This is a genomic window from Gimesia chilikensis (assembly GCF_007744075.1).
GTDB classification, from domain to species: Bacteria; Planctomycetota; Planctomycetia; order Planctomycetales; family Planctomycetaceae; genus Gimesia; species Gimesia chilikensis_A.
In genome coordinates this window covers 7,210,982-7,230,483 of the sequence record NZ_CP036266.1, presented here as the reverse complement: position 1 = coordinate 7,230,483, position 19,502 = coordinate 7,210,982, and the positions used below count along the sequence as shown (strand labels likewise).

14 protein-coding genes and 1 tRNA gene are annotated in these 19,502 nt (G+C 51.7%); 9 read left to right on the top strand and 6 right to left on the bottom strand.

Annotation, left to right across the window (positions count from 1 at the left end; all coding sequences use genetic code 11):
- Positions 1 to 6: 6 nt before the first annotated feature.
- Positions 7 to 993 (bottom strand): Gfo/Idh/MocA family protein, encoded by a 987-nt coding sequence (locus HG66A1_RS27245; protein WP_145191737.1) that lies wholly within the window; start codon positions 991 to 993, stop codon positions 7 to 9.
- A gap of 165 nt (positions 994 to 1,158) precedes the next feature.
- Between HG66A1_RS27245 and HG66A1_RS27240 the strand changes: the two genes are divergently transcribed.
- From HG66A1_RS27240 to HG66A1_RS27230, 3 genes are read left to right on the top strand one after another with little or no spacing between them, the layout of a single operon-like run.
- Positions 1,159 to 2,556 (top strand): sulfatase, encoded by a 1,398-nt coding sequence (locus HG66A1_RS27240; RefSeq protein WP_145191735.1) that lies wholly within the window; start codon positions 1,159 to 1,161, stop codon positions 2,554 to 2,556.
- Positions 2,557 to 2,591: 35 nt separating this feature from the next.
- Entirely contained in the window at positions 2,592 to 3,212 is a 621-nt protein-coding gene (locus HG66A1_RS27235) for a MarC family protein (protein ID WP_145191732.1), read from the top strand.
- 20 nt (positions 3,213 to 3,232) lie between these two features.
- A complete protein-coding gene (locus HG66A1_RS27230; protein WP_145191729.1) occupies positions 3,233 to 4,834 on the top strand; it encodes a hypothetical protein in 1,602 nt (533 codons plus the stop codon).
- Here the strand turns inward: HG66A1_RS27230 and HG66A1_RS27225 are convergent.
- Positions 4,831 to 5,565 carry a flagellar motor protein MotB gene (locus HG66A1_RS27225; RefSeq protein ID WP_228030224.1) on the bottom strand — a complete coding sequence of 245 codons (735 nt, stop codon included), beginning with the start codon at positions 5,563 to 5,565 and terminating at the stop codon, positions 4,831 to 4,833. The two genes, HG66A1_RS27230 and HG66A1_RS27225, sit on opposite strands and share 4 nt — an antisense overlap.
- A gap of 591 nt (positions 5,566 to 6,156) precedes the next feature.
- A complete protein-coding gene (locus tag HG66A1_RS27220) occupies positions 6,157 to 6,729 on the bottom strand; it encodes a type II secretion system protein (protein WP_232106685.1) in 573 nt (190 codons plus the stop codon).
- A gap of 544 nt (positions 6,730 to 7,273) precedes the next feature.
- Between HG66A1_RS27220 and HG66A1_RS27215 the strand changes: the two genes are divergently transcribed.
- The 6 genes from HG66A1_RS27215 to HG66A1_RS27190 all read left to right on the top strand — a co-directional run bounded on the left by HG66A1_RS27215 (position 7,274) and on the right by HG66A1_RS27190 (position 13,599).
- The gene (locus HG66A1_RS27215) at positions 7,274 to 8,407 is read left to right on the top strand and encodes an HlyD family secretion protein (protein ID WP_145191726.1); all 1,134 of its coding nucleotides are present in this window, start codon (positions 7,274 to 7,276) and stop codon (positions 8,405 to 8,407) included.
- Entirely contained in the window at positions 8,404 to 10,656 is a 2,253-nt protein-coding gene (locus HG66A1_RS27210; protein WP_145191723.1) for an ABC transporter permease, read from the top strand. Before HG66A1_RS27215 ends, HG66A1_RS27210 begins: the two co-directional genes overlap by 4 nt.
- Before the next feature lie 128 nt (positions 10,657 to 10,784).
- Complete coding sequence (locus HG66A1_RS27205) at positions 10,785 to 11,717, top strand: fumarylacetoacetate hydrolase family protein (RefSeq protein WP_145191720.1); 933 nt, start codon at positions 10,785 to 10,787, stop codon at positions 11,715 to 11,717.
- A 326-nt stretch (positions 11,718 to 12,043) separates the two neighbouring features.
- Positions 12,044 to 12,334 carry a hypothetical protein gene (locus HG66A1_RS27200; protein ID WP_145191717.1) on the top strand — a complete coding sequence of 97 codons (291 nt, stop codon included), beginning with the start codon at positions 12,044 to 12,046 and terminating at the stop codon, positions 12,332 to 12,334.
- A 489-nt stretch (positions 12,335 to 12,823) separates the two neighbouring features.
- Positions 12,824 to 13,219 (top strand): hypothetical protein, encoded by a 396-nt coding sequence (locus tag HG66A1_RS27195; protein WP_197996837.1) that lies wholly within the window; start codon positions 12,824 to 12,826, stop codon positions 13,217 to 13,219.
- Positions 13,220 to 13,525: 306 nt separating this feature from the next.
- A tRNA-Arg gene (locus HG66A1_RS27190) sits at positions 13,526 to 13,599 on the top strand.
- Positions 13,600 to 13,684: 85 nt separating this feature from the next.
- On the opposite strand, the gene HG66A1_RS27185 is transcribed toward HG66A1_RS27190, so the two are convergent.
- The 3 genes from HG66A1_RS27185 to HG66A1_RS27175 all read right to left on the bottom strand — a co-directional run bounded on the left by HG66A1_RS27185 (position 13,685) and on the right by HG66A1_RS27175 (position 19,109).
- Positions 13,685 to 14,353: an SGNH/GDSL hydrolase family protein gene (locus tag HG66A1_RS27185; protein WP_145191713.1), complete on the bottom strand. Its 669-nt coding sequence runs from the start codon at positions 14,351 to 14,353 to the stop codon at positions 13,685 to 13,687.
- A 224-nt stretch (positions 14,354 to 14,577) separates the two neighbouring features.
- On the bottom strand, positions 14,578 to 18,714 hold the full coding sequence (locus HG66A1_RS27180; protein WP_145191709.1) for a M56 family metallopeptidase: 4,137 nt from the start codon (positions 18,712 to 18,714) through the stop codon (positions 14,578 to 14,580).
- On the bottom strand, positions 18,711 to 19,109 hold the full coding sequence (locus HG66A1_RS27175; protein ID WP_145191705.1) for a BlaI/MecI/CopY family transcriptional regulator: 399 nt from the start codon (positions 19,107 to 19,109) through the stop codon (positions 18,711 to 18,713). Before HG66A1_RS27175 ends, HG66A1_RS27180 begins: the two co-directional genes overlap by 4 nt.
- Positions 19,110 to 19,502: the final 393 nt, after the last annotated feature.

Sequence of the window (19,502 nt, the reverse complement as noted above, 5' to 3'; positions counted from 1 at the left end):
TGCAACTCAGGTGATCGGCAGGCTGGCCGATTTAAGCACAGTTTCCTGCACGTCCAGATCATGCTGATAGGAAAAGTCCATATCTTTTTCACGTCGGATGATTCGAGCCATGTCCGCCACATCATCCTGGTAACGGGTATATCCGTCGAAGGAAATTTCCTGTGACCCTTTGCGGTACTTGCCTTTGGCTTTCTCGAGAGTCAGTTTTGCCGTCGGTCGTGCGAATGGTTGCAGATGATAAGTGCCTTCGGAACCACAGACAAGAATGTGGCGTCGGTTGAAACCATCCACTTCATTACAGCTCGATTTCACCGTGGCCAGCGCTCGGGGATATTGAAACACAGCCAGCATGTTGTCCTGCAGTTGATCATCGATCTGGGACGCATGCTGTGAGAACGCAGTGACGTTTTCGGGGCGGCCCAGAATCTGAACTACCAGGTCGATCACATGGCACCCCAGTTCAAACATCATTCCTCCCGGCTGGGGTTCGAGTTTAGTTCGACTGGCAGAATCCATCTTCTTGCTGATGACAGTGTGTACTTCAAATGGTTCACCCAGCCAGCCTTTTTGCAGGAGATCTCGCAGCAGCACCACACCGGGATTGTAGCGATACATATAACCCATCTGCAGCAGCAGGTGTTTCTGGGCGGCCTGATCCAGAATTCGTTTGAAGTGGGGTAGTGAAAGTCCAGCCGGTTTATCGAGATGGATGTGTTTGCCCGCCCGAATGCAGGTTTCCGCAGTATTCAAGAGATCGGGGACCTCGGTCTCCACGGCGACCGCCTGCAGGCCATCGATATTGAGCAGTTGCTCTTCCGTCAGAAACGGGAGCCCCTGGTAAATGCCCGTCGATTCTGCATACTTGCGAAGTTGTGGGTCGGGTTCTACGACGCCTACAACTTCATAGTCGGCCGATTTGCGAAAGGCCTGCATTTTACCGCCGGCGTGAGGGTGTCCTACACCGATCTGTCCGACTTTGATCTTGTCTACCATGCTGGTTCCTTCGGGCTGTAAGCGAGTGATTCCATATCTGGTTCGAATTGCCAGCTAAAGGAATGACATCCGTTCGCCGGGGGTTTAGAATAAATCTGCTTCAATCCTAAACCATCGTCGTAAGAAAAACCATTCATTTCGATCTTCGTCCCGGAAGGAAACCTGATGCTTCGCTCGCTGGTTCTTACCTGCCTGTTCTGCTGGATGCCTGGTCTGCTTACGCCAATCTCCGCTGCTCCTGACAGACCGAACATTGTCCTGTTTTTCATCGACGACCTGGGCTGGCGTGACGTCGGCTACATGGGGAGTGACTTCTACGAAACACCCCATATCGATGAGCTCGCACAGAAATCAATGCGATTCTCCTCGGCTTATGCAGCAGCTCCGAACTGTGCACCGAGTCGAGCCTGTCTGATGTCGGGACAATATACGCCTCGACATGGCGTTTACACGGTTGGTGATCCGGCACGTGGGAATGACCGCTATCGCAAGCTGATCCCCGCTAAAAATAATGTCGTGCTGGCAGATCGATTCGTGACGATTGCTGAGACACTTTCTCAAGCGGGTTACCAGTGTGCCAGCATCGGCAAGTGGCATCTCGGTAAGTCACCGCGTTCTCAGGGTTTTCAGGTAAATATCGCCGGAAATCAGTCGGGCAGTCCGCGGGGCGGTTACTTCAGTCCCTATCGCAATCCGCAACTCTCGAATGGAGATCCGGGGGAATACCTGACAGATCGACTGACCGCGGAAGCCTGCAGTTTCATCAAAGATAACGCGGACTCTCCCTTTTTCCTCTACCTCACACATTATGCTGTGCACACACCACTGCAGGCCAAAGAGGAATATAAGAAACATTTTGAAGACAAACCTGCAGGCAAGCTGCATCAGCATGCAACGTATGCGGCGATGGTGAAAAGTATGGATGACAGTATCGGTCGTGTTCTTCAGACTCTGAAAGAACAAAAGCTGGAAGAGAACACTGTCGTTGTCTTCACTTCGGACAATGGTGGTTACGGCCCCGCGACCACGATGAAACCTCTCCGCGGTTCCAAGGGAATGTTGTATGAGGGAGGCATCCGTGTGCCGCTGCTGATTAAGTGGCCCGGCGTGACACAGGCGGGAAGCTCCAGTGAAGAACCAGTGATCAATCTGGATCTCTACCCGACTTTTCTGGATCTGACGGAGATTCCGGTTCCGCAAGATTACCAGTTAGACGGCGAAAGTCTGGTCCCCCTGTTGAAAGATCCACAAAGCAGCCTGAAAAAACGGTCTCTGTTCTGGCACTTTCCGGCTTATCTGCAAAAATACCAGGGCATGCAGCAGCGATTTCGTACAACGCCAGTCTCGGTCATCCGACAGGGAGACTGGAAGCTGCTGGAGTTTTTTGAAGACGGGCATCGGGAGCTTTATAACACCCGCAGTGACATCGGCGAAACGATGAACCTGATTGACAGCCAGCCGGAAAAAGCAACAGTTCTCACAAACGAACTGCATCGCTGGCAGAAACAGGTCCAAGCGGCGATTCCTTCCGATCCCAACCCTCATTATCAACAGGCTAACTGACTCGACCCCGGGTAACAGGAAAGACATAACATCTCATGTGGGACGACATTCTCAAGGATTTTATCTACCTCTGGGCGGTTGTCGATCCTGTGGGGAGTATTCCGGTTTTTATCGCCGTGACTGCGGGGACCAGCAGAGCGGTACAACGTAAAATCGCGTTGCGTGCCATCATTACTGCGGCACTCGTACTGATTCTGTTTATTGTCGGCGGTCAGCTGTTGCTGGAGCAGTTGGATATTCCCCTCTCTGCATTTCAGATTGCCGGGGGACTTGTCCTCTTTCTGTTTTCCCTGACGATGATCTTTGGCGAGAGTAAACCTGAGTCAGAGATCGAAGAATCGAATCGTGCCAACTATCACCAGAATAAAGCGGTTTTTCCACTGGCGATTCCTTCGATCGCCTCTCCCGGAGCAATGATGGCAGTCGTTCTGATCACGGACAATCACCGGTTTCATGTGGGCGAACAGTTTCTCGCTACGATCACAATGCTGGCTGTCCTGATCATCACGTATGGGTTTCTATTGCTGGCCGGACCAATTCAGAAAGTGATTGGTGATGCCGGGGCGAGTATTGTGAGCCGGATCAGTGGTCTCATTCTGGCCTCAGTGGCCGTCGACAGCGTATTGAGTGGAATCAAAAGCTACTTTGCTCTGTAATCAGAGATTTGGGGGGATGTATGCGATCCGCGCACCATTGCAGCCAGATTCTGTTACCCGCGCTGGCCATGTCTGTTGGCTGGGGCTTTCGTGGGAATTACGGACATGAAGCCGGGGCGATGGTCCCGGGAGCGCTGGTTGCTCTGGCCGTCTGTCTTACTTCGCACAGGCCCGAATGGTGGCAGCGGTCCACCCTGATGGCATTCCTGGGGGCGATTGGCTGGTCGTTCGGCGGGCAGATGAGTTATGGCCGCGTGATCGGCTATACCGCGGGAATGGAACTTCCGGATGTCGTCTATGGCTACGCCAGCCTGTTTCTGATTGGAGCACTCTGGGGAGGCATTGGTGCCGGAATTCTGGCGCTGTCGGTTACCCTGAAACGATCCGAGCTGGAGCGTTTTACGGTTCCGCTGGTCTTTCTGTGGCTCTTCTGGCTGGCACTGGACTTCAGCGGTTTGACCTCCTGGCTGTTCGAACTCTGGAACCCGTATGATGTGGACTGGGTGGCTGCCGGTTCTGCTGCTTTGGTCAGTTTGATGCTCTACCGCGCTCGCTCGGACTTTCACGCCCCCTGTGGTTTGATGCTGCGGCTGGCGATCGGTTGGTTGCTCGGTTTTTTTTTACTGACACTCGTGCTGGGACTCCGCATGACGCCGCCCCGCGGGGATAACTGGGCCGGCTGTGTCGGTGTCTTATTGGCTCTGATATATGAACTCAGGCAACAACAGAATCGGGCCGCTCTGCGCTGGTGTGGCTATGGCTTTCTGTTTGGAGGGCTGGGTTTTCTGCTGGGGGATTTTGTGAACATGCTGGGGAGAGCCCAGTGGTCGATCATCGGCGCCTGGCCCGTGTTACAGGGTCTGGATTACTGGAAATGGATGGAGCAGCTGTTCGGGCTGATTATGGGGGCCGGGATCGGCTGGGGCGCACAAACTTTCGCACGGCAACAGACCGCTCCAAGATCGGATCAGGGAGAGAATGGGCAACCAATTCCCGTCATCGCTTTGGCAGCGCCTCAGGAAGATGTGGAATCCAGGGGAATGAACTTCATCGGTTTGATCTTTCTGCTGATCGTATTACCCTGGAAGAACCTGCATAAAAATGTGTTTCGCTGGCAGGAGGCGGGCTGGGTGCCAGACGAATTTGCCGGGCTTTCCGGTATGTTCTGGTTTCTGATCGTGGGAATTCTGCTTTCGGTAGCGGTTGGCTCTGCGATCTGTCAGGCGAGGCGGCATCAGCTGGCTCTCATTCCCAGATCAAACCTGGGGCGGGCACAATGGCTGTTCCTGCTGATGCTCTGGATGTCGCTCGCAGGAGATTTCTGTGGGAACCTGCCCCGACTGGAGAGTCGGGCGGTGTTTGTCGTACAGATCTCGTTCTGGATCACAGGTGCGCTCTGCACGATGCTGGTCGTACGAACTCTGGAAACGGATCAGATTCTGCCGAGCGACTTCTGGCCGGCTGAAGATACACGCTGGTCGTTCAAATTGTGGACCAGCGTGGGAGTTGCTTTGGCTGTTCCGCTACTATGCGGAGTCATCGGCTGGCTCACCATCCAGTCACATGGTGAGCCATTACCGGGAAGACATCTAAGATTTGGAGCGTCGGAAAGAGCCGACTAGTTCAGCAGTGTCGGATTCGGATCCCAGCCGGCAACGACGGCATCCGGTGCGAGGACGAAGATCTCAACACGGCGGTTTTTCTGCCGGGCGGAATCGTTGGCATTCGGTACGACCGGCTGAAACATACTGTAACCGGCGGCTCCCATGCGTTCCTGCTTGACTCCAAATTTCGAGAGTGAGAGGACGACTGAGTTAGCCCGGTTGGTAGACAGGTGCCAGTTGGTCGGATGATGCCGCTGTGTGGCTGCTTTGGAGATCGGTTTGTCATCGGTATGACCGACAACCAGAACATTCAGACGTTTCGCATTCCCATCGTTCATGATGGCTGCAAACTGGTTGAGGATCTCTCTGGCCGAAGGTTTGAGCTGATCGCTACCAGAGGAAAACAGGATGTCAGAATGGAATTTACTGACGCCAGTATGCGGATCGAATTCGAAGTCAGGATATTTATCAGCCAGTTCCTGGAAGCGACGAGTGGCTTCGCCATCCAGTGGACTGGGCTGTCCTTTGGCCTGCTTCATGAGACTGACATAACGCTGTTGCATTTCTGAACGCTCTGCATTCAGATTGTCGAGCCGCTTATTAGCAATGTTGAGGTTCGATTCCAGCGTCTGCGCCCGCATGGCCAGCTGATCGCGTTCCTGCTGCAACAGAGATGCAGACTGCTGGAACTGATCACGCTGCATGGCCAACTCCATGTTCTGATCATAGAGTTGCTGTGAGCGATACATGCTCTGCCGTACCTGCGCGTTTGGCCCGCGATGGCAACCGACCTGAGTGATGCTGAATAAAGTTACTGCGCTAAGCAGGCATACCCGTACGAAGATGGGCATCTTAAGTGCTCCTTTATCGATCTCTGAATAGAATCACATTTGCCAGGGCGCGATTCATCGAGGCGATGTGAAATTGATCCGGGGATCGAGAACATCGGACGACGCATCACAGTTCCTGGAAAAGCCAAGCTGATTCAAGGAAAGATGAATGGAAAAAAATCAATTTTGATGGGGTGGTAGGTTTTGAGATATGACACGTGGGGACGTGTCCCGCTGAAGGCCTGAATCAGTAAAGTGAAGTGAGAGAGTTTTACTCATTCAGAAGTCAGCAGAGGCGGATTTATAATGGGATTGATTTTTTCTGCCAAGACCAACTTTCCTAAAAAAGATCGCATTTTTTCAGTTTGAAAGATCTACAAAAAATGGGTCTTCGTAAGTTGCAGCGGTCAGACCATTAATAAAGAAAAACAGGTGAAACTTGACGCTCAAATCAAGCTCCACCTGTTTTCAGGAGAGTGTCTTCGTTGTATAGCGGAAATAGATTCGGGCTTACGGTTCTGCTTCCAGGCGTTTCAGATCCCGCTTCAGCAATTCGATCGCTTCAGTCAAATTCCGGCGTGCAACCAGTGAGGCGGTATTCTGAGACAGATCATATTTAAAGTTCTTTAAAGCTCGTTTAGCTTTGTCTATCTTTTCTTCTTTGGTCATCTCTACGTGATCGTATTCGACCAGATTAGGGTCATGTGTCACAGTGTCATTGACTTCAGTGATGTCATTGGTGGGAGCAGATGCCAGGGCAACTACTTTCGGGGCAGAAACGGGTTCTTCACCTGTTTCTTCAGCCATCAGTTCATCTGCATGAGCTTTCTGCTGTTTTTTCAGGTTGATGGCGTACATGTCCAGGATTTCCTGGAGGGAGTGTTTATAGGTTCCCGAAATTTCGGTGATTACCGGACCACCCGCGTATTCGTATTCGCGGTATACCCAATAGGGGCCCGATTTCTGTTTACTTTGCAGGGAGGCATCCTGTGCCTTCTGAATCTCTGGTAAAAGTAATGCGATCAAAACAGCTATCGTTGCGATAGCGACCATCAATTCGATTAGTGTGAATCCTCTTCTCATTCCTCTTTTCTTAGATGATGATGTTCTCATCATCTCTCCTTATTTAACGAAAACCACAACATGCTCAACAAACAGTTACGAGCACAAACTCTTAACGCCCGGATTTATAAGGGCACATGTTTAAGGGATTGTTTCTGTTTGATGATTATTGTGATTTGGTACTAAAGCGAATGATGTGCCAAATCTGTTTTCGTCCGAAAAAACAACATTGCCTGGGGCTCTATCCTCAATAGATTAAAAGAGATAAGACGACTGAAGATATGGTGTGTTAAGAGGAATTTATTTTTTGAATCATCAAACTCCCGCAGTCACCATCGAGAGCTGCCCGATTCTTAAGCAGCATCAAGGGAGCTCTCTGCGGTTGCTACCCTGTCGAGCTGTGATGGTTGAGAATGCGGACGTGATGATTGATACAGGGGAACTGATTCGATTCCCGGCGTTCATTTGGAATTCTCTAAAGGCCCGCTAAGATGAATCGGACTTAAATGTATATAATGCGATCTACCTGCCAGACGTGTTCATACTTTCAAACAAGGATAGACCATTGAAGAAAATTCTGGGACTGATTGGATTGGGAGTGATTCTGATCCTGGCCCTGGTCATGAGCCAGAATCGCTATGAACCCTTAAAGGTCTCCGGGTTCATTGAGGCGGATGATATTCGACCCGGTTCCAGAGTGGGGGGGAGAGTCAGGCAGGTTCTTATCGAAGAGGGACAAAAGGTCAGCAGGGGAGAACTGCTGATTGAACTGGAGCCTTACGATCTGCTGGAACGAAAGGCCGAGGCCGAAGCGGCACTGGCGGAAGCGAAAGCATATCACAGTAAACTCGTAGCCGGCTTTCGCCCGGAAGAAATCGCTGAAGCGGCAGCAAAGGTCGATCAGCTCAAAGCGCATCTCACACAGTTGGTGAATGGACCACGTCCCCAGGAAATTGAAACGGCCGTTGCTGAACTCAGACTCGCTGATGCCCAGTTCCGACTGGCACAGGCGCAACAGGCCCGCATCGAAACTCTGTTTGCTGAAAAAACTGCTTCCCAGGACGAGCTGGATACCGCCAACACGGAATTCCAGGTGGCAGCCGCCAGAAAATCGGTCAAGGAGCAGGCACTGGAACTGCTCAAAGAGGGCACCCGCAAAGAGGAGATCGATGCAGCACGGGCAGAACTGAAGCAGGCAGAGGATGCCTGGCAGTTGATGAAAAACGGAAGTCGCCGGGAAGATATCGAACAGGCGGCAGCGGCAGTGAAAAAAACAGAAGCAACCCTGCAGACAATTGAAAAGCAGATTAGCGAGCTGAAAATCATTTCGCCTGCGGACGGGGTTGTTGAAGCCGTTAACCTGGAACCGGGAGATCTGGTAGGAAGCAACGCGCCGGTCATCTCCATACTGGATCTGAATCACCTCTGGGTTCGTTGTTACGTTCCTGAAAACCATCTGGGTATTCGCATCGATCAGCGGGTTAAGGTCACCATCGACAGTTATCCTGATCGCAGCTTTGAAGGTGTCATTTCATTCGTTTCTCGTCAGGCTGAGTTTGTGCCTCGCAACGTGCAGACACCCGAAGAGCGGTCCAAGCAGGTCTTTCGAGTGAAAGTCAGGCTGCAGAATGAAGAACGCCTGCTCCGTCCCGGGATGGCGGCTGATGTCTGGCTGGATCAACGGGGAGACCGCTCATGAACTCGGTGATTCAGCTTGATCAGCTGACGCGTGACTTTGGTGCTCTGCGGGCCGTTGATCAGGTGAGCTTTGAAGTTGAACGGGGGGCGATCTTCGGCCTGCTGGGACCGAATGGCAGCGGTAAGTCTACGATCATCCGCATGTTGTGTGGCGTTCTGGAACCAACGGGCGGCGGAGCACAGGTTCTGGGTTATGACGTGAGTACCGAAGCCGAGCTGATCAAACGCCGGATTGGCTATATGTCTCAAAGCTTCAGTCTCTATGCCGACTTGAGCGTCCGGGAGAACATCGAATTCTACGGTCGAATCTACGGGTTGAGTCCCGAGAAACTGGAACAGCGGTTTGAGGAGATCATAGAGCTGACTTCTCTGGGCGACCGCCTGGATCAGCTGGCGGGAAATTTATCCGGAGGCTGGAAGCAGCGTCTGGCTCTGGGCTGTGCTCTGATTCATGAACCGGAATTGCTGTTTCTGGATGAACCGACTGCCGGGATTGACCCGGTTGCCCGCCGCGATTTGTGGGACCTGCTCTTTGAACTGGCGGGGCAGGGGGTGACCCTGTTTGTGACCACACATTACATGGATGAAGCCGAACGTTGCAGCGATGTGGGCTATATTTATAATTCGCGACTGATTGTCTGTGGAAAGCCGGAAGAGTTGAAACAGTTATCCAGCGTGACTCCCCCCGGATCGGCGCGCTGGGAAATCGATATTCCTCATCCAGCGACGTGGCTGGGTACCTATCGCGATATGGACGGCGTGCACGACGCCACTCTGTTTGGTCAAACAATTCACGTGCTCGCGGATCAGAGTCTGTCAGAACATGATTTCGTTAACCGTATTCCAGAATCGCAGGGGACCGTTCAAGTCAGGCCGATCACACCTTCACTCGAAGATGTGTTTGTGACCCTGAGCCGGGCGGAGGGATTGAATCACGACGAAGATACTCACACTGGGACTGTGCCGGAGGCAACTACAACGCAGGCATCTGCAGCACAGGCAGAGACGAGTGACGCGCTGACTGAGCCACAAATTGCTCCTGAGAAATTACCAGGTGATACTAAAGCCCGCAGCAAGCAGGCTCCCCATTTCAGGCAGAAGATGCTGGCGGGGTTCTGGGCCATTCTGGTCAAGGAATTTTCGCATATCAGACGTGAACCATCGACGCTGCTGTTCGCCTTTGCTGTCCCGGTATTACAGACCCTGATCTTCGGCTTTGCGATCGACACCCAGATTGAAAACATACCGACGGTCATCTTTGATCTGGACGGTCGCTCCAGTGCGCGCGAGCTCCGTGAGGCGTTCGCAAACACCCGTACCTTTATGATCATCGATCGGGTTTATGATCATGATGCCTTCCGTCGTGCCTTCGAGTCTGGCAGGGCCAAGGTGGGGGTCGTTATTCCGCCCGATTATTCCGATCGTCTGCTCAAGGGGGAGCAGGTCTCGGTTCAGGTATTAATTGATGGCAGCGATTCCCAGGTCGCTACGACGGCGCTTAATGCTTCCAGCCTGCTCGGGTTTAATTTCTCGACCAACATTACAAAACAGTTTGCCGAAACACTGAATGTCGTGCCCTCTCGCAATGCCGAAGGGAAGGTTGCGCTCCCGGTGGAGATCCGACCGCGGTTGCTCTACAACCCGGATCTGGATAGCTCACATTTCTTCGTGCCTGGTCTGGTTGGAATTATTCTGCAACTGGTGACCCTGTTCCTGACTTCGTTTGCCATCGTCCGCGAACGGGAACTGGGGACACTGGAGCAGCTGTTCGTGACGCCGGTCAGCAAGTCCGGTTTGCTGCTGGGAAAACTGGTCCCCTATGCGATGATCGGATTTGTGGAAACCCTGATTGTTTTAACAGTGATGGTCTTCCTGTTCGGCGTGCCGATACATGGTAATCTCTGGGAACTGCTGACACTTTCGCTGCTGTTCCTGATTTGCGGCCTTGGGCTGGGGATGCTGGTCTCCACCATCGCACAGACACAGTTGCAGGCGGTGCAGTTTGCGTTTCTGATTATGCTGCCTTCAGTGCTGCTTTCGGGATTCATGTTCCCCCGTTCCCAGATGCCGCTGCCGATTTACCTGTTTACCTTCATCATTCCGGTAACTTATTTCCTGGAGATCTTAAGAGGCATTGTTCTGCGGGGGGCGGGGATCACGGATCTGCTCCCTTACTTCACTGGGCTCAGTCTCTGTTGCGTGGTCATCCTGGCTGTGAGTTTAAAGAGATTTCAGAAGCAGCTAACATAAACGTTCCTGCAAACTGGTCTTTCCTGCCGCAGACGTTAGCATGAACAGGGAGAGACTCATTCAGGAATTCGTTCCGTCATCAAGACTGACCCACCGATTTGCAGATCCCGATCAGGAGTTGAAAGACCATGAGACTGTGTCGCTATCAGTTAGATAACCAGATTGCCTGCGGTTTTTATACAGAAGATTCCGTTCTACCCCTGAGTGCTGCAGCTGACCTGGCGGGCGTCGAGATAGATGAATCTGAGGGACTGATTCCCTTTCTCCCCGGCGGAGCACAGCGGGAAACGATCCTGGTGATCGAGCGGCAGTTGAAGCAGTCCATGGATGAAGAACTCTTTCCGATGTCGATCATTCTGGAAGATGTGCAGTTGCTCGTCCCCGTGCCTGAGCCTTCCAAGCTGCTGCTTCTGGCTGGGAATTATTCAAAACACATCGAAGAAGGGGGCGGCAAAGCCGAGGAGCGCCAGAAGACGTTTCCCTATGTGTTCATGAAGCCTCCATTGACGACGCTCACTCATCCGGGACAGCCGGTGAAAATTCCTGCTGTCTCACCCGATCATATTGACTGGGAACTGGAACTGGGGATTGTGATCGGGAAATCCTGTAAGGGAGTCTCAGAAGCAGAGGCCCTCGATTACGTGGCCGGCTATACCGTGATCAATGATATCTCCGACCGCAAGTTCCGTCCCAACCCGGAGCGGACCCAGCGGGAAAAGGACGGCTTCTTCGACTGGTTACACGGTAAGTGGCACGATACCTTCTGCCCGATGGGCCCCTGTGTCACTCCGGCCTGTGATATTGAGGATCCACAGCAGCTCAAAATGAAACTCTCCGTGAATGGAGAGGTGGAGCAGGATTCGTCTACCGCTGAGATGATCTTTCCCGTAGCAGCGATCGTTGAATTTATTTCCAGCTTTGTACAACTGGAACCGGGTGATGTTATTTCCACCGGAACGCCCAGCGGCGTTGGTGCCTCGAAAAACAAATTCCTCAAAGATGGGGATGAGATGCAAGCCGAGATTGAAGGAATTGGTGTCCTGCAAAACCCTGTTGTTTAAATGCAGGTTCTTGCAGAGAACAAGAGTTGTCCGCCCATCAATCAGCAAAACTGGCCGGTGGGCGGCTTAATTGTTCTCTTTTCGACCACACTTTTTTCAATTCTACAACAGTTTCAAGTAGTGGCCCTGCTTCGACTTGAGTAAAAAACTCTCTTTAAACCAAAACTCTGTCATGGTTTAGGCGATTGATCGTCAAATTCTACGCAAATGGCACAGCTATTGCGTTTTCCCTCTGATAAGACAGTCAAAGATTTTTTGACTTCTGGTTTCATTCAAACAGGGATGAAGTCAGGCAACAACAGGGTTCTTATCAAGGAGACAAGACCATGAAACGTGCACTGACCGTCGCCCTGCTCGTGAGTAGTGTATTTTTACTCGGGGCCACACACACAACCGAGGCAAGGCCACCTGCCTGGAAACGGGCACGTAACAACTATCGTAAATTTGAACGAAATTACCGCCATGCAAGGCGGGACTATCAGCGTTCCTACAATCGATACCGAAACCATTACCGCCGACATAACCGCAGATACAACCATGGTAGTTATTATCGTGGGTACCGTGGTTACCGGGGCGGTTATTACTCACCCGGTTTCGGTTTCTACTATGGATGGTAATCCATATTTATAATAGATCCGCCCTGATCAGGTTTTAGCTGATCTTGTCGGGCCGGTTCCTGTCTGACAGGTTCAATTTGGCAAATATTCTCAAGTCTTTCATTCATCTGGTTCGGCCCGATCATTTGAATGGGAGGCTTGTTTTTTTATACCCACTCGATCGGCAGTTTCTGCCGTAATGGTCAGGTTGACTGGCATCAGATTGATCTCGTCTGTTGCAAGACTGAGACGCTTTTTTCTAACCCGCCGCTGGTGCCGGAATCAGCTGTTTTCCTAAGTCTGAATTAAAACACAGGTTAGGGATGGCCATCTACAGTTTGGGATTTTGGCACACTTATAGCGATTTTCAGAATCAGAGCAGGCGGACAAGTATGTAATGAGTGAAGGATTCTCAACCGTTCTGCAACCGAGTGCCAGACAAATAGCGAGGATGCTGATTCCAACTCGTCTGTGACACTCACATGGTTCATTTTTCCAAGGAGCGAAACGATGCAAAAGAGCACAGATACGGTTGATGCAGGCAAAACAGCTACTCCCAAAAAGCGTAAAGGACTGAAGCTGGCACTGTGTATGGGACTGGTACTCGGCGGTACGTTTTTACTGATGCCGACCCAACAGGCTGAAGCAGGCCACGGATGCTATTCCGGTTATGGATACGGTGGCTATGGCTATTCCTATCCCAGTTACGGAAACCGTGGTTACTATAATTCTTATCCCAGCTATGGATCGGGCGGCTTTTACTACAGCAGTCCTTCCTTCGGGATCGGAATTTACAGCGGTAGCGGCTACCGGGGCGGCTATTATGGCGGATATCGCAGCGGTTACCGAAGTGGATACCGTGGCGGTTATGGACATCGTGGTCATCACCATCACGGCCATCACTAAGGTTGATACTGAGAAAGCTCTCAGATTAGTCCCGTCTTTTAGTGAGACCAGGCTCTGTTTCCAGGGAACAGAGCCTTTTTTCTTGTGCGGTCGGGAACCTGATCAGGCTGAAAACTGTCTCATATCAACAGGCGCCGATCGTCAAATGGATGGATTCGAGCCCGAAAAACCGTCAAAAAGCATACTGTGGGAGTGATTCCACTCCCAAAACCGGGGATGAGCTGCCAAAAAGATTCAAATGCAGCTTCCGAAACGCTTTAAAACGGAGAACGGGCTCGCTAAAATACTCTTTCCCAATCGGGACGGGCACCCCTAGCTCAATTGGATAGAGCATCGGTTTACGAAACCGAAGGTTGCAGGTTCGAACCCTGCGGGGTGTACTTATTATCTCCTCTTGAGATAATCGCTTACAAATGACAGGCCTTCGTCACTCTGACGAAGGCTTTTTGCGTTTCCGGGGGCTTTCTACGGTTTCGCTGCTTTCACGATGGCATTCGCGATCGCCTGCATTCCCTGGTCGCCCGGATGAGCCGCTACGCCGGCGTGTTCAAATTTTCGCTCCGCGCGGGCGTAATTCGCTTCATTCTTACCCAGTTTGCTGATATCAACAAAGGTGCCACCGGCCTGCGCACAGGCTGCTTTCAGCGCCGTGTCTTTGGCGGGATTTGACCAGAAACTGCTGCGGACAATGATCGTAGGCTGGCTCTCTGACTGCACCAGTTTCAGCAGTTCATCTACACTGCTTTTGAAGCGGGCCTGTTCCGCATCGGATTTCAACTGCGGAACATTTTCACCAATCGCGAGGATCACCAGGTCCGGTTTGAATGAGAACGCATCCTGCAGGTGTTCCTTGAGATTGTAGTCTGCATAGTTTCTTTCAAACGTGGCGATGTTTTTCACCATCGTTTGCGGTTTTTCGGACGGAGACTTCGTCAGTGCTTTAGTCACCAGATGCACGTAGTCTTTCTCGGGACCGCTGGCCGCCATTCCCCAGTTGCCCTTCCAGCCAATCTTGGGAGCAGGACCATGCAGGGTGATACTGTTCCCCAGAAACAGGATTCTCTGGAACTGCTTTGCAGGCTGTGTTTCTTCCGCTTGAGCAGGCTGAATTAGCAAGCAGCTTACAACTATCATGGACCAGACCAGAGGACATTGTATTAAAGAGAGAGGGGGATTTCTGAGCAGATGCATTTTGTTCATAGTTATTCCTGTGAGTTTAATCGGAGCGAGTGGCGTGAATTTAATCAGTTGAAGCACCTGAACCGCGCCCTGCTGAAGTACACCGACTGCAGTAAACAATATTCTACTCGCGAGATGGCATCAATATAATTGATGCAATAGAAGCCGATATTCAGGAATTACTTTTGACTGCTTGAGCGCTTGCGCATCCATTCCAGTTGTTGTGACTGCTGTTTGGAAAGGGGGCCGAGGCTGATTTCGCGTACTTCTTCTGGTAACAGGCTGACTGAAACGCCTGCCAGTCCAATACTGCTTCCGTCCTCGTTATGAAAGTTGCGAGAGATCAGTGTCTGATTGATGGGGGGAATATGGTGATAGGCGAACTGCTGTTTCTGCGCCTCCGCGGGCAGGTCGCTCCAATATTGATTGATAGAGATTTCAGGCAAGCCCGCGCGGGCATCGACGCGAGTACTCAGGTTGACGGTCTGGGTTTCTTCCGGCACTTTGGCAAGGTTGACCTTGAGACCCGACCAGTGCAGGAGTTTGATCTCGTTTTGAGACGCAAAAGATTCGTTACTGTCAAATTTGAAACCCTGTTCCGGGTGCAGGGCCATGATGTAGTATTTTTCTCCTGCCGGGGGGTAAAGCGTGAACTCCCCCTGGGAATTTGAACGAGTCATCCTGTGCTCGAGCGGATTGCGAATGCGTCCCTGAACCAGAGCCATTTCGTAAGTCTTATAAGAGATCGGTTCGGGAACGGAAGTGATCAACACAACTTCGGCATCGGCAACTGGTTTGCCATTGAGATCCACAATCCGTCCGGTCAGTTTATCAGCTGGATCAGGTTGCAGGTCTGCCTCTGTCTGGATGTGGTCATAGTAGTAATCAGCCCGAGCTGAAAGCGACCCCTGACTGAACCCATGAAACTGAAATCCCTTACGCGATACCCGGCTCCTGAATTTTAAAAATTCTTCCATTCGCCTGGCAGCCATGGCTCCTCGGGTAATGTAAAAGGTGGGCTGTACTTGCGAAGGATTTTTCAACTCGGCAAACTTCGTGTTTAATTCACCCCAGGAGATCGGCTGACGACCGTTGAGCAACATCAGATGTTGTGCGATCACAACGGGGAATTTCTCAATCGCTGCTGGCGCCGGTTTCGGAGCAGTCGTCTGTCCTGTTTCAGACTCAGCGTGCGCCAACGTAAAATTGACTCGGGTTTCTTCACTCGGGTTAATCTTTACAACCTGTTTGGGTCCTTTGTGATATTGCAGTCCGACTGAAACTTCTTGAGGCTGATTCTGTGATTGAATATTGATGGCGAGACCGGGAAAGAACGCGGTTCCCTCTGATTCGGTCACCTTGATGGGGACGTCTGCGCCGATCAATTCCCCAAAACGAATCTGTCCTGCAGGTTCGCACATGACATGCTGTCTAATGGCCACTCTTGAGGCGTTTTTGATTGAATACTTCTGGAGAAACTCTTTGGAAAACGTGATGCGCAGGTCCCGCCGATCGGGAATCACAAATTCCTGATCCCGGCCTGCCTGGAGGTTTTGTACAATGGCACGTCGGCCATCAGGGGCCTCGAATACGAACAGGTATTCGGCATCCGTCGTCATCTCTGTCAGTTCATACCGACCTTCCTGATCTGTCTTCGTTAAGGGAGTGCCCCAGTAGTTCCCTCTGCCGGATCTGGTAAATGTGTTGGGACGCTGGCCGCCAAACTGACGTTTCAGATAGAGTGTCACACCCGCGACCGGCTTGCCCGCTTCATCTAGAATCCGCCCCGTGGTTTTCTGACTGGCTTTCAGGGTGATCGTGCTTGTGCCGTCTGCTTTGACGGGAAGCTGTTTCGACTGACTGGGTTCATATCCAGGAGCTGAGACATTGACATCGTACGAGGTATCGGCCAGATGCTGCAGAGTGAGAGCGCCCTCCATGTTGACTTTTAGCGGGAAGATGGGGCCGGAGCCACTTTCACCCCAGGTTGGGTGAACCACGACGGTCGCCTCGGTGACCGGCTCACCCTGCTCGTTCTGAATGTTGAGTTGATGTTGATGACCGGGTTTGAGTATGAGCTCGAGATCGTCGCGGGGAGCGCCGGCTTTTAAGGTTCCAGCATCCAGGCGGACGGGGGCATAATTATCAGGAAAGTAGGTCAGGACCAGTTCACCAACTGGAAAGCGGCCCTGAAAACGATCTGTGAATGTGCCAACCGTTCCTTGGATACCTGGACTCTTGTAACAGAGTTGTCCTTGATTTTCAGCAGGCGAACCATCTTCAAGTAGGATTTTACCTGAGACTTTGACCCGCTCTGCAGTTTTTTTTGCTCGAGGTTTTCGGGGTGTTGTGGAGTCTGTTTCAACGGGATTCAAGGGGACGTCATTAATCTCGATAAATTCATAAGGACGTGCCTGGAATTCGAAATAATCAAGGTCTTCCAGTTTGAGATTCTTGAAATAGGCTCGGTATGTAAAGTAGCTGTTCTGGGAGATACTCGAATTGGCAGACTGTGAGGTGCGGTGTTCTTTCCCCGTCTTATCGACGGCGATGATACGAACCTGACGATCATGATTATCGTGTGTCGCCACCACAACAATACGGTCCTGTTGCTGATAAGGCCCGGACATCTGCATGTGATACGTTTCGCCTGAACCACCCGATTCTGAAAGGCCCCGATCTCCATAGGTGTTATCTGCGGGGAGTCTGATCTTGGTGTCCCAGGAACCGCTGGCGGCTCTAAAACGCAGGTTGACTGCTTTTGCCTGATGATCAACAGAAAACACGTAAGCGAATACATCGGGTGCCAGCTGTTGCTTGCCATTCAAAACAGTCGTGGCTCGAGAGGAGATCGGAAATTTGTTTTCGCCTTCCCCCTGAGGGAGAAAGAATTCACAGCCCACCGACGAATTCTCAGGCAAATCTTGAAAGCGAAAGATCACCTGACGTTGAACTTGATTCTTTCCCCGGGGTAATGAAGTATCTCGAATTTGATAAGGAATTGAGTCCTGGGCTCGGCCATCGCTGTTCCACCAGTGTTGAGGCGTCTCTGCATACGTGCCTAGTGTCAGCAGCTCTAATTCCGCCGGCGCTGTTTGGGTGTCTTTGAAGATGAGCGATGATTCATCGGAAGTGGAATTTCTACCTCCCGGCGTTTTCTGAAAAGCCCAGATACCGGGGCCCGATAGGAGAGCCAGTGTTAATACGCCCCAAAAGAAACCTCGGGACAGCCGGAACGGTTCAGACAATGGTTCCCCGAATAGTCGGGCGACACGCCGGCGGACTTCAGATGGTGAGGCACCACTGACGGCCAGGGAAGCCAGATCCGCGGCCCGGGGATGTTGGGGTTGTGCCAGTTCCAGAACGCGGAGTAAGGCACTCGCATAGTTGACCCTCTGAGTGTGCTGATCACAAGGCTCATGATTACAGGTCATTTCATCACAACAGAACTCGCGCAGCAAATTGATTTTGCGATTCACATACCAGAGACCGGGGTTGAAGAACAGGATGGTCTCAGCCAGACGCTGTAAGAGGTTGATCCACATGTCCCAGCGTCGGATATGCGCCAGTTCGTGGGTCAGAATCAGTTCCAGTTCAGCCGGATTGAGGCCACTCAGCATGGAAGTGGGCAGCAGGATCAGCGGGCGGAAGAGGCCGACGACAGTCGGCACGAGGAGTTCTTTCGTTTCTGCAATCCGGGGAGCCAGTTTGAGAGACCACCGGGAGGCGAGCGTGCTGACAATTTCTACCAAGGGGCCTTCCGTCAACTGTATCGCGCGTGAGCTCAAGCGGTTCACCTGCAGCATGGATCTCAACAGGCGGAACAGCATGATGCTGACTCCGAGCAGATAGCCGCCGGCGATCCAGGGCAGGTAACGGTTCCAGTTCCACTGGGAAATGAATGAACCTGACTGCTGCTCGGGCAGGGGAGAGAGCCGTTGAGCTGTTTCCTTTGGTTGAATGTCGGGCGCTGGTGCTGTTGCGGGGACGGCAGGCGTAAAAATGTGGTCACCAGGTTTCTCTGCTGGCGTCAAAGTCGGAAGCGAAGTCGAACGAGGTGCGGTGATCAGAGTCACTGTGGATTTGATGGGGGTTGTACGGAGCATGACGTAATAAAAAGTGAGTGGCAGACTGGCCAGACCGATTAACAGGGCAGCGAGATGAAAACCATAACGCTTTTCGACGCGAACTCGTTTCATGAACCAATCAGCAGTGAATACGAACAGTGCGATCACGGTCCAGATCCACAGCGAATGCAACAGTGTCAGACAGAGCCAGAGACTGAAGTCCGGATGAAGAAAGAAAATGTTGTTCATTTTTCCTGCTCCCGCGCTTTGCGTGTGATGAGTTTGCGTAACTCGGTCATCTCGGTGGCATCGACATTGCTGGTTTCCAGCAAATTCAACATCATCGCCGAGGGAGAGCCATCAAACAGACGTGACAGCAGATCATTCATGATGCCACCGGCGACTTCCTCTTTCCGGACCCTGGGGGAAAAGTGAAATGATTTGCCTACTTTTTCCCGGTCGAGAAATCCTTTATCAAACATGATATTCAGCATCGTAATCACCGAACTGTGTGCCAGTGGACGCTGGGCCTGAGTTTCCAGGCGAGCCCGTACTTCGCGCACGCGGAGCGGCGATTCGTCCCAGAGCACTTTTAGGATTTCCAGTTCCAGTTGAGTTGGGTGTTCTGAACCAGGGCGTGCCATGGTGATTGGTCCTGTGTTTGACGTCTGGTTGAAGGGACTGATGCACGGTGATACCGGAATAACATCTAAATAATTAGATGATCCTAATCGATGAGTGCCGGTTGTCAATCTATTCTTCTAAATAATTAGATGATTGGATGGCAATGATGTTCAGAACTGGGGGCTTGGGCTATAGTTGGGGAACAGAGGGAATCTCTTTCCCGACCAATCCGCGAAGGAGCACAGGCTGGATTGATCTCAAAATCACGGCCTGTTTCCCTGAGCTGATTTTTGCGATCTGCTCCCCGCTTTTGCAAAACGAAACCGGAGGTAAGGGGTTAAATAGACAGGTTTTAGTCAAAACTCAGCAAACTTTCAGTTTTTTCTCGTGTCTCATTCCGTTTTGTCGTAAGG

Bases quoted from the DNA above. Each gene is read 5' to 3' on its own strand.
- HG66A1_RS27245 (WP_145191737.1), bottom strand. From the start codon at position 993: ATGGTAGACAAGATCAAAGTCGGACAGATCGGTGTAGGACACCCTCAC.
- HG66A1_RS27185 (WP_145191713.1), bottom strand. From the start codon at position 14,353: ATGATAGTTGTAAGCTGCTTGCTAATTCAGCCTGCTCAAGCGGAAGAA.
- HG66A1_RS27205 (WP_145191720.1), top strand. From the start codon at position 10,785: ATGAGACTGTGTCGCTATCAGTTAGATAACCAGATTGCCTGCGGTTTT.
- HG66A1_RS27175 (WP_145191705.1), bottom strand. From the start codon at position 19,109: ATGGCACGCCCTGGTTCAGAACACCCAACTCAACTGGAACTGGAAATC.
- HG66A1_RS27225 (WP_228030224.1), bottom strand. From the start codon at position 5,565: ATGTATCGCTCACAGCAACTCTATGATCAGAACATGGAGTTGGCCATG.
- HG66A1_RS27180 (WP_145191709.1), bottom strand. From the start codon at position 18,714: ATGAACAACATTTTCTTTCTTCATCCGGACTTCAGTCTCTGGCTCTGT.
- HG66A1_RS27230 (WP_145191729.1), top strand. From the start codon at position 3,233: ATGCGATCCGCGCACCATTGCAGCCAGATTCTGTTACCCGCGCTGGCC.
- HG66A1_RS27235 (WP_145191732.1), top strand. From the start codon at position 2,592: ATGTGGGACGACATTCTCAAGGATTTTATCTACCTCTGGGCGGTTGTC.
- HG66A1_RS27240 (WP_145191735.1), top strand. From the start codon at position 1,159: ATGCTTCGCTCGCTGGTTCTTACCTGCCTGTTCTGCTGGATGCCTGGT.
- HG66A1_RS27220 (WP_232106685.1), bottom strand. From the start codon at position 6,729: ATGAGAAGAGGATTCACACTAATCGAATTGATGGTCGCTATCGCAACG.
- HG66A1_RS27210 (WP_145191723.1), top strand. From the start codon at position 8,404: ATGAACTCGGTGATTCAGCTTGATCAGCTGACGCGTGACTTTGGTGCT.
- HG66A1_RS27195 (WP_197996837.1), top strand. From the start codon at position 12,824: ATGCAAAAGAGCACAGATACGGTTGATGCAGGCAAAACAGCTACTCCC.
- HG66A1_RS27200 (WP_145191717.1), top strand. From the start codon at position 12,044: ATGAAACGTGCACTGACCGTCGCCCTGCTCGTGAGTAGTGTATTTTTA.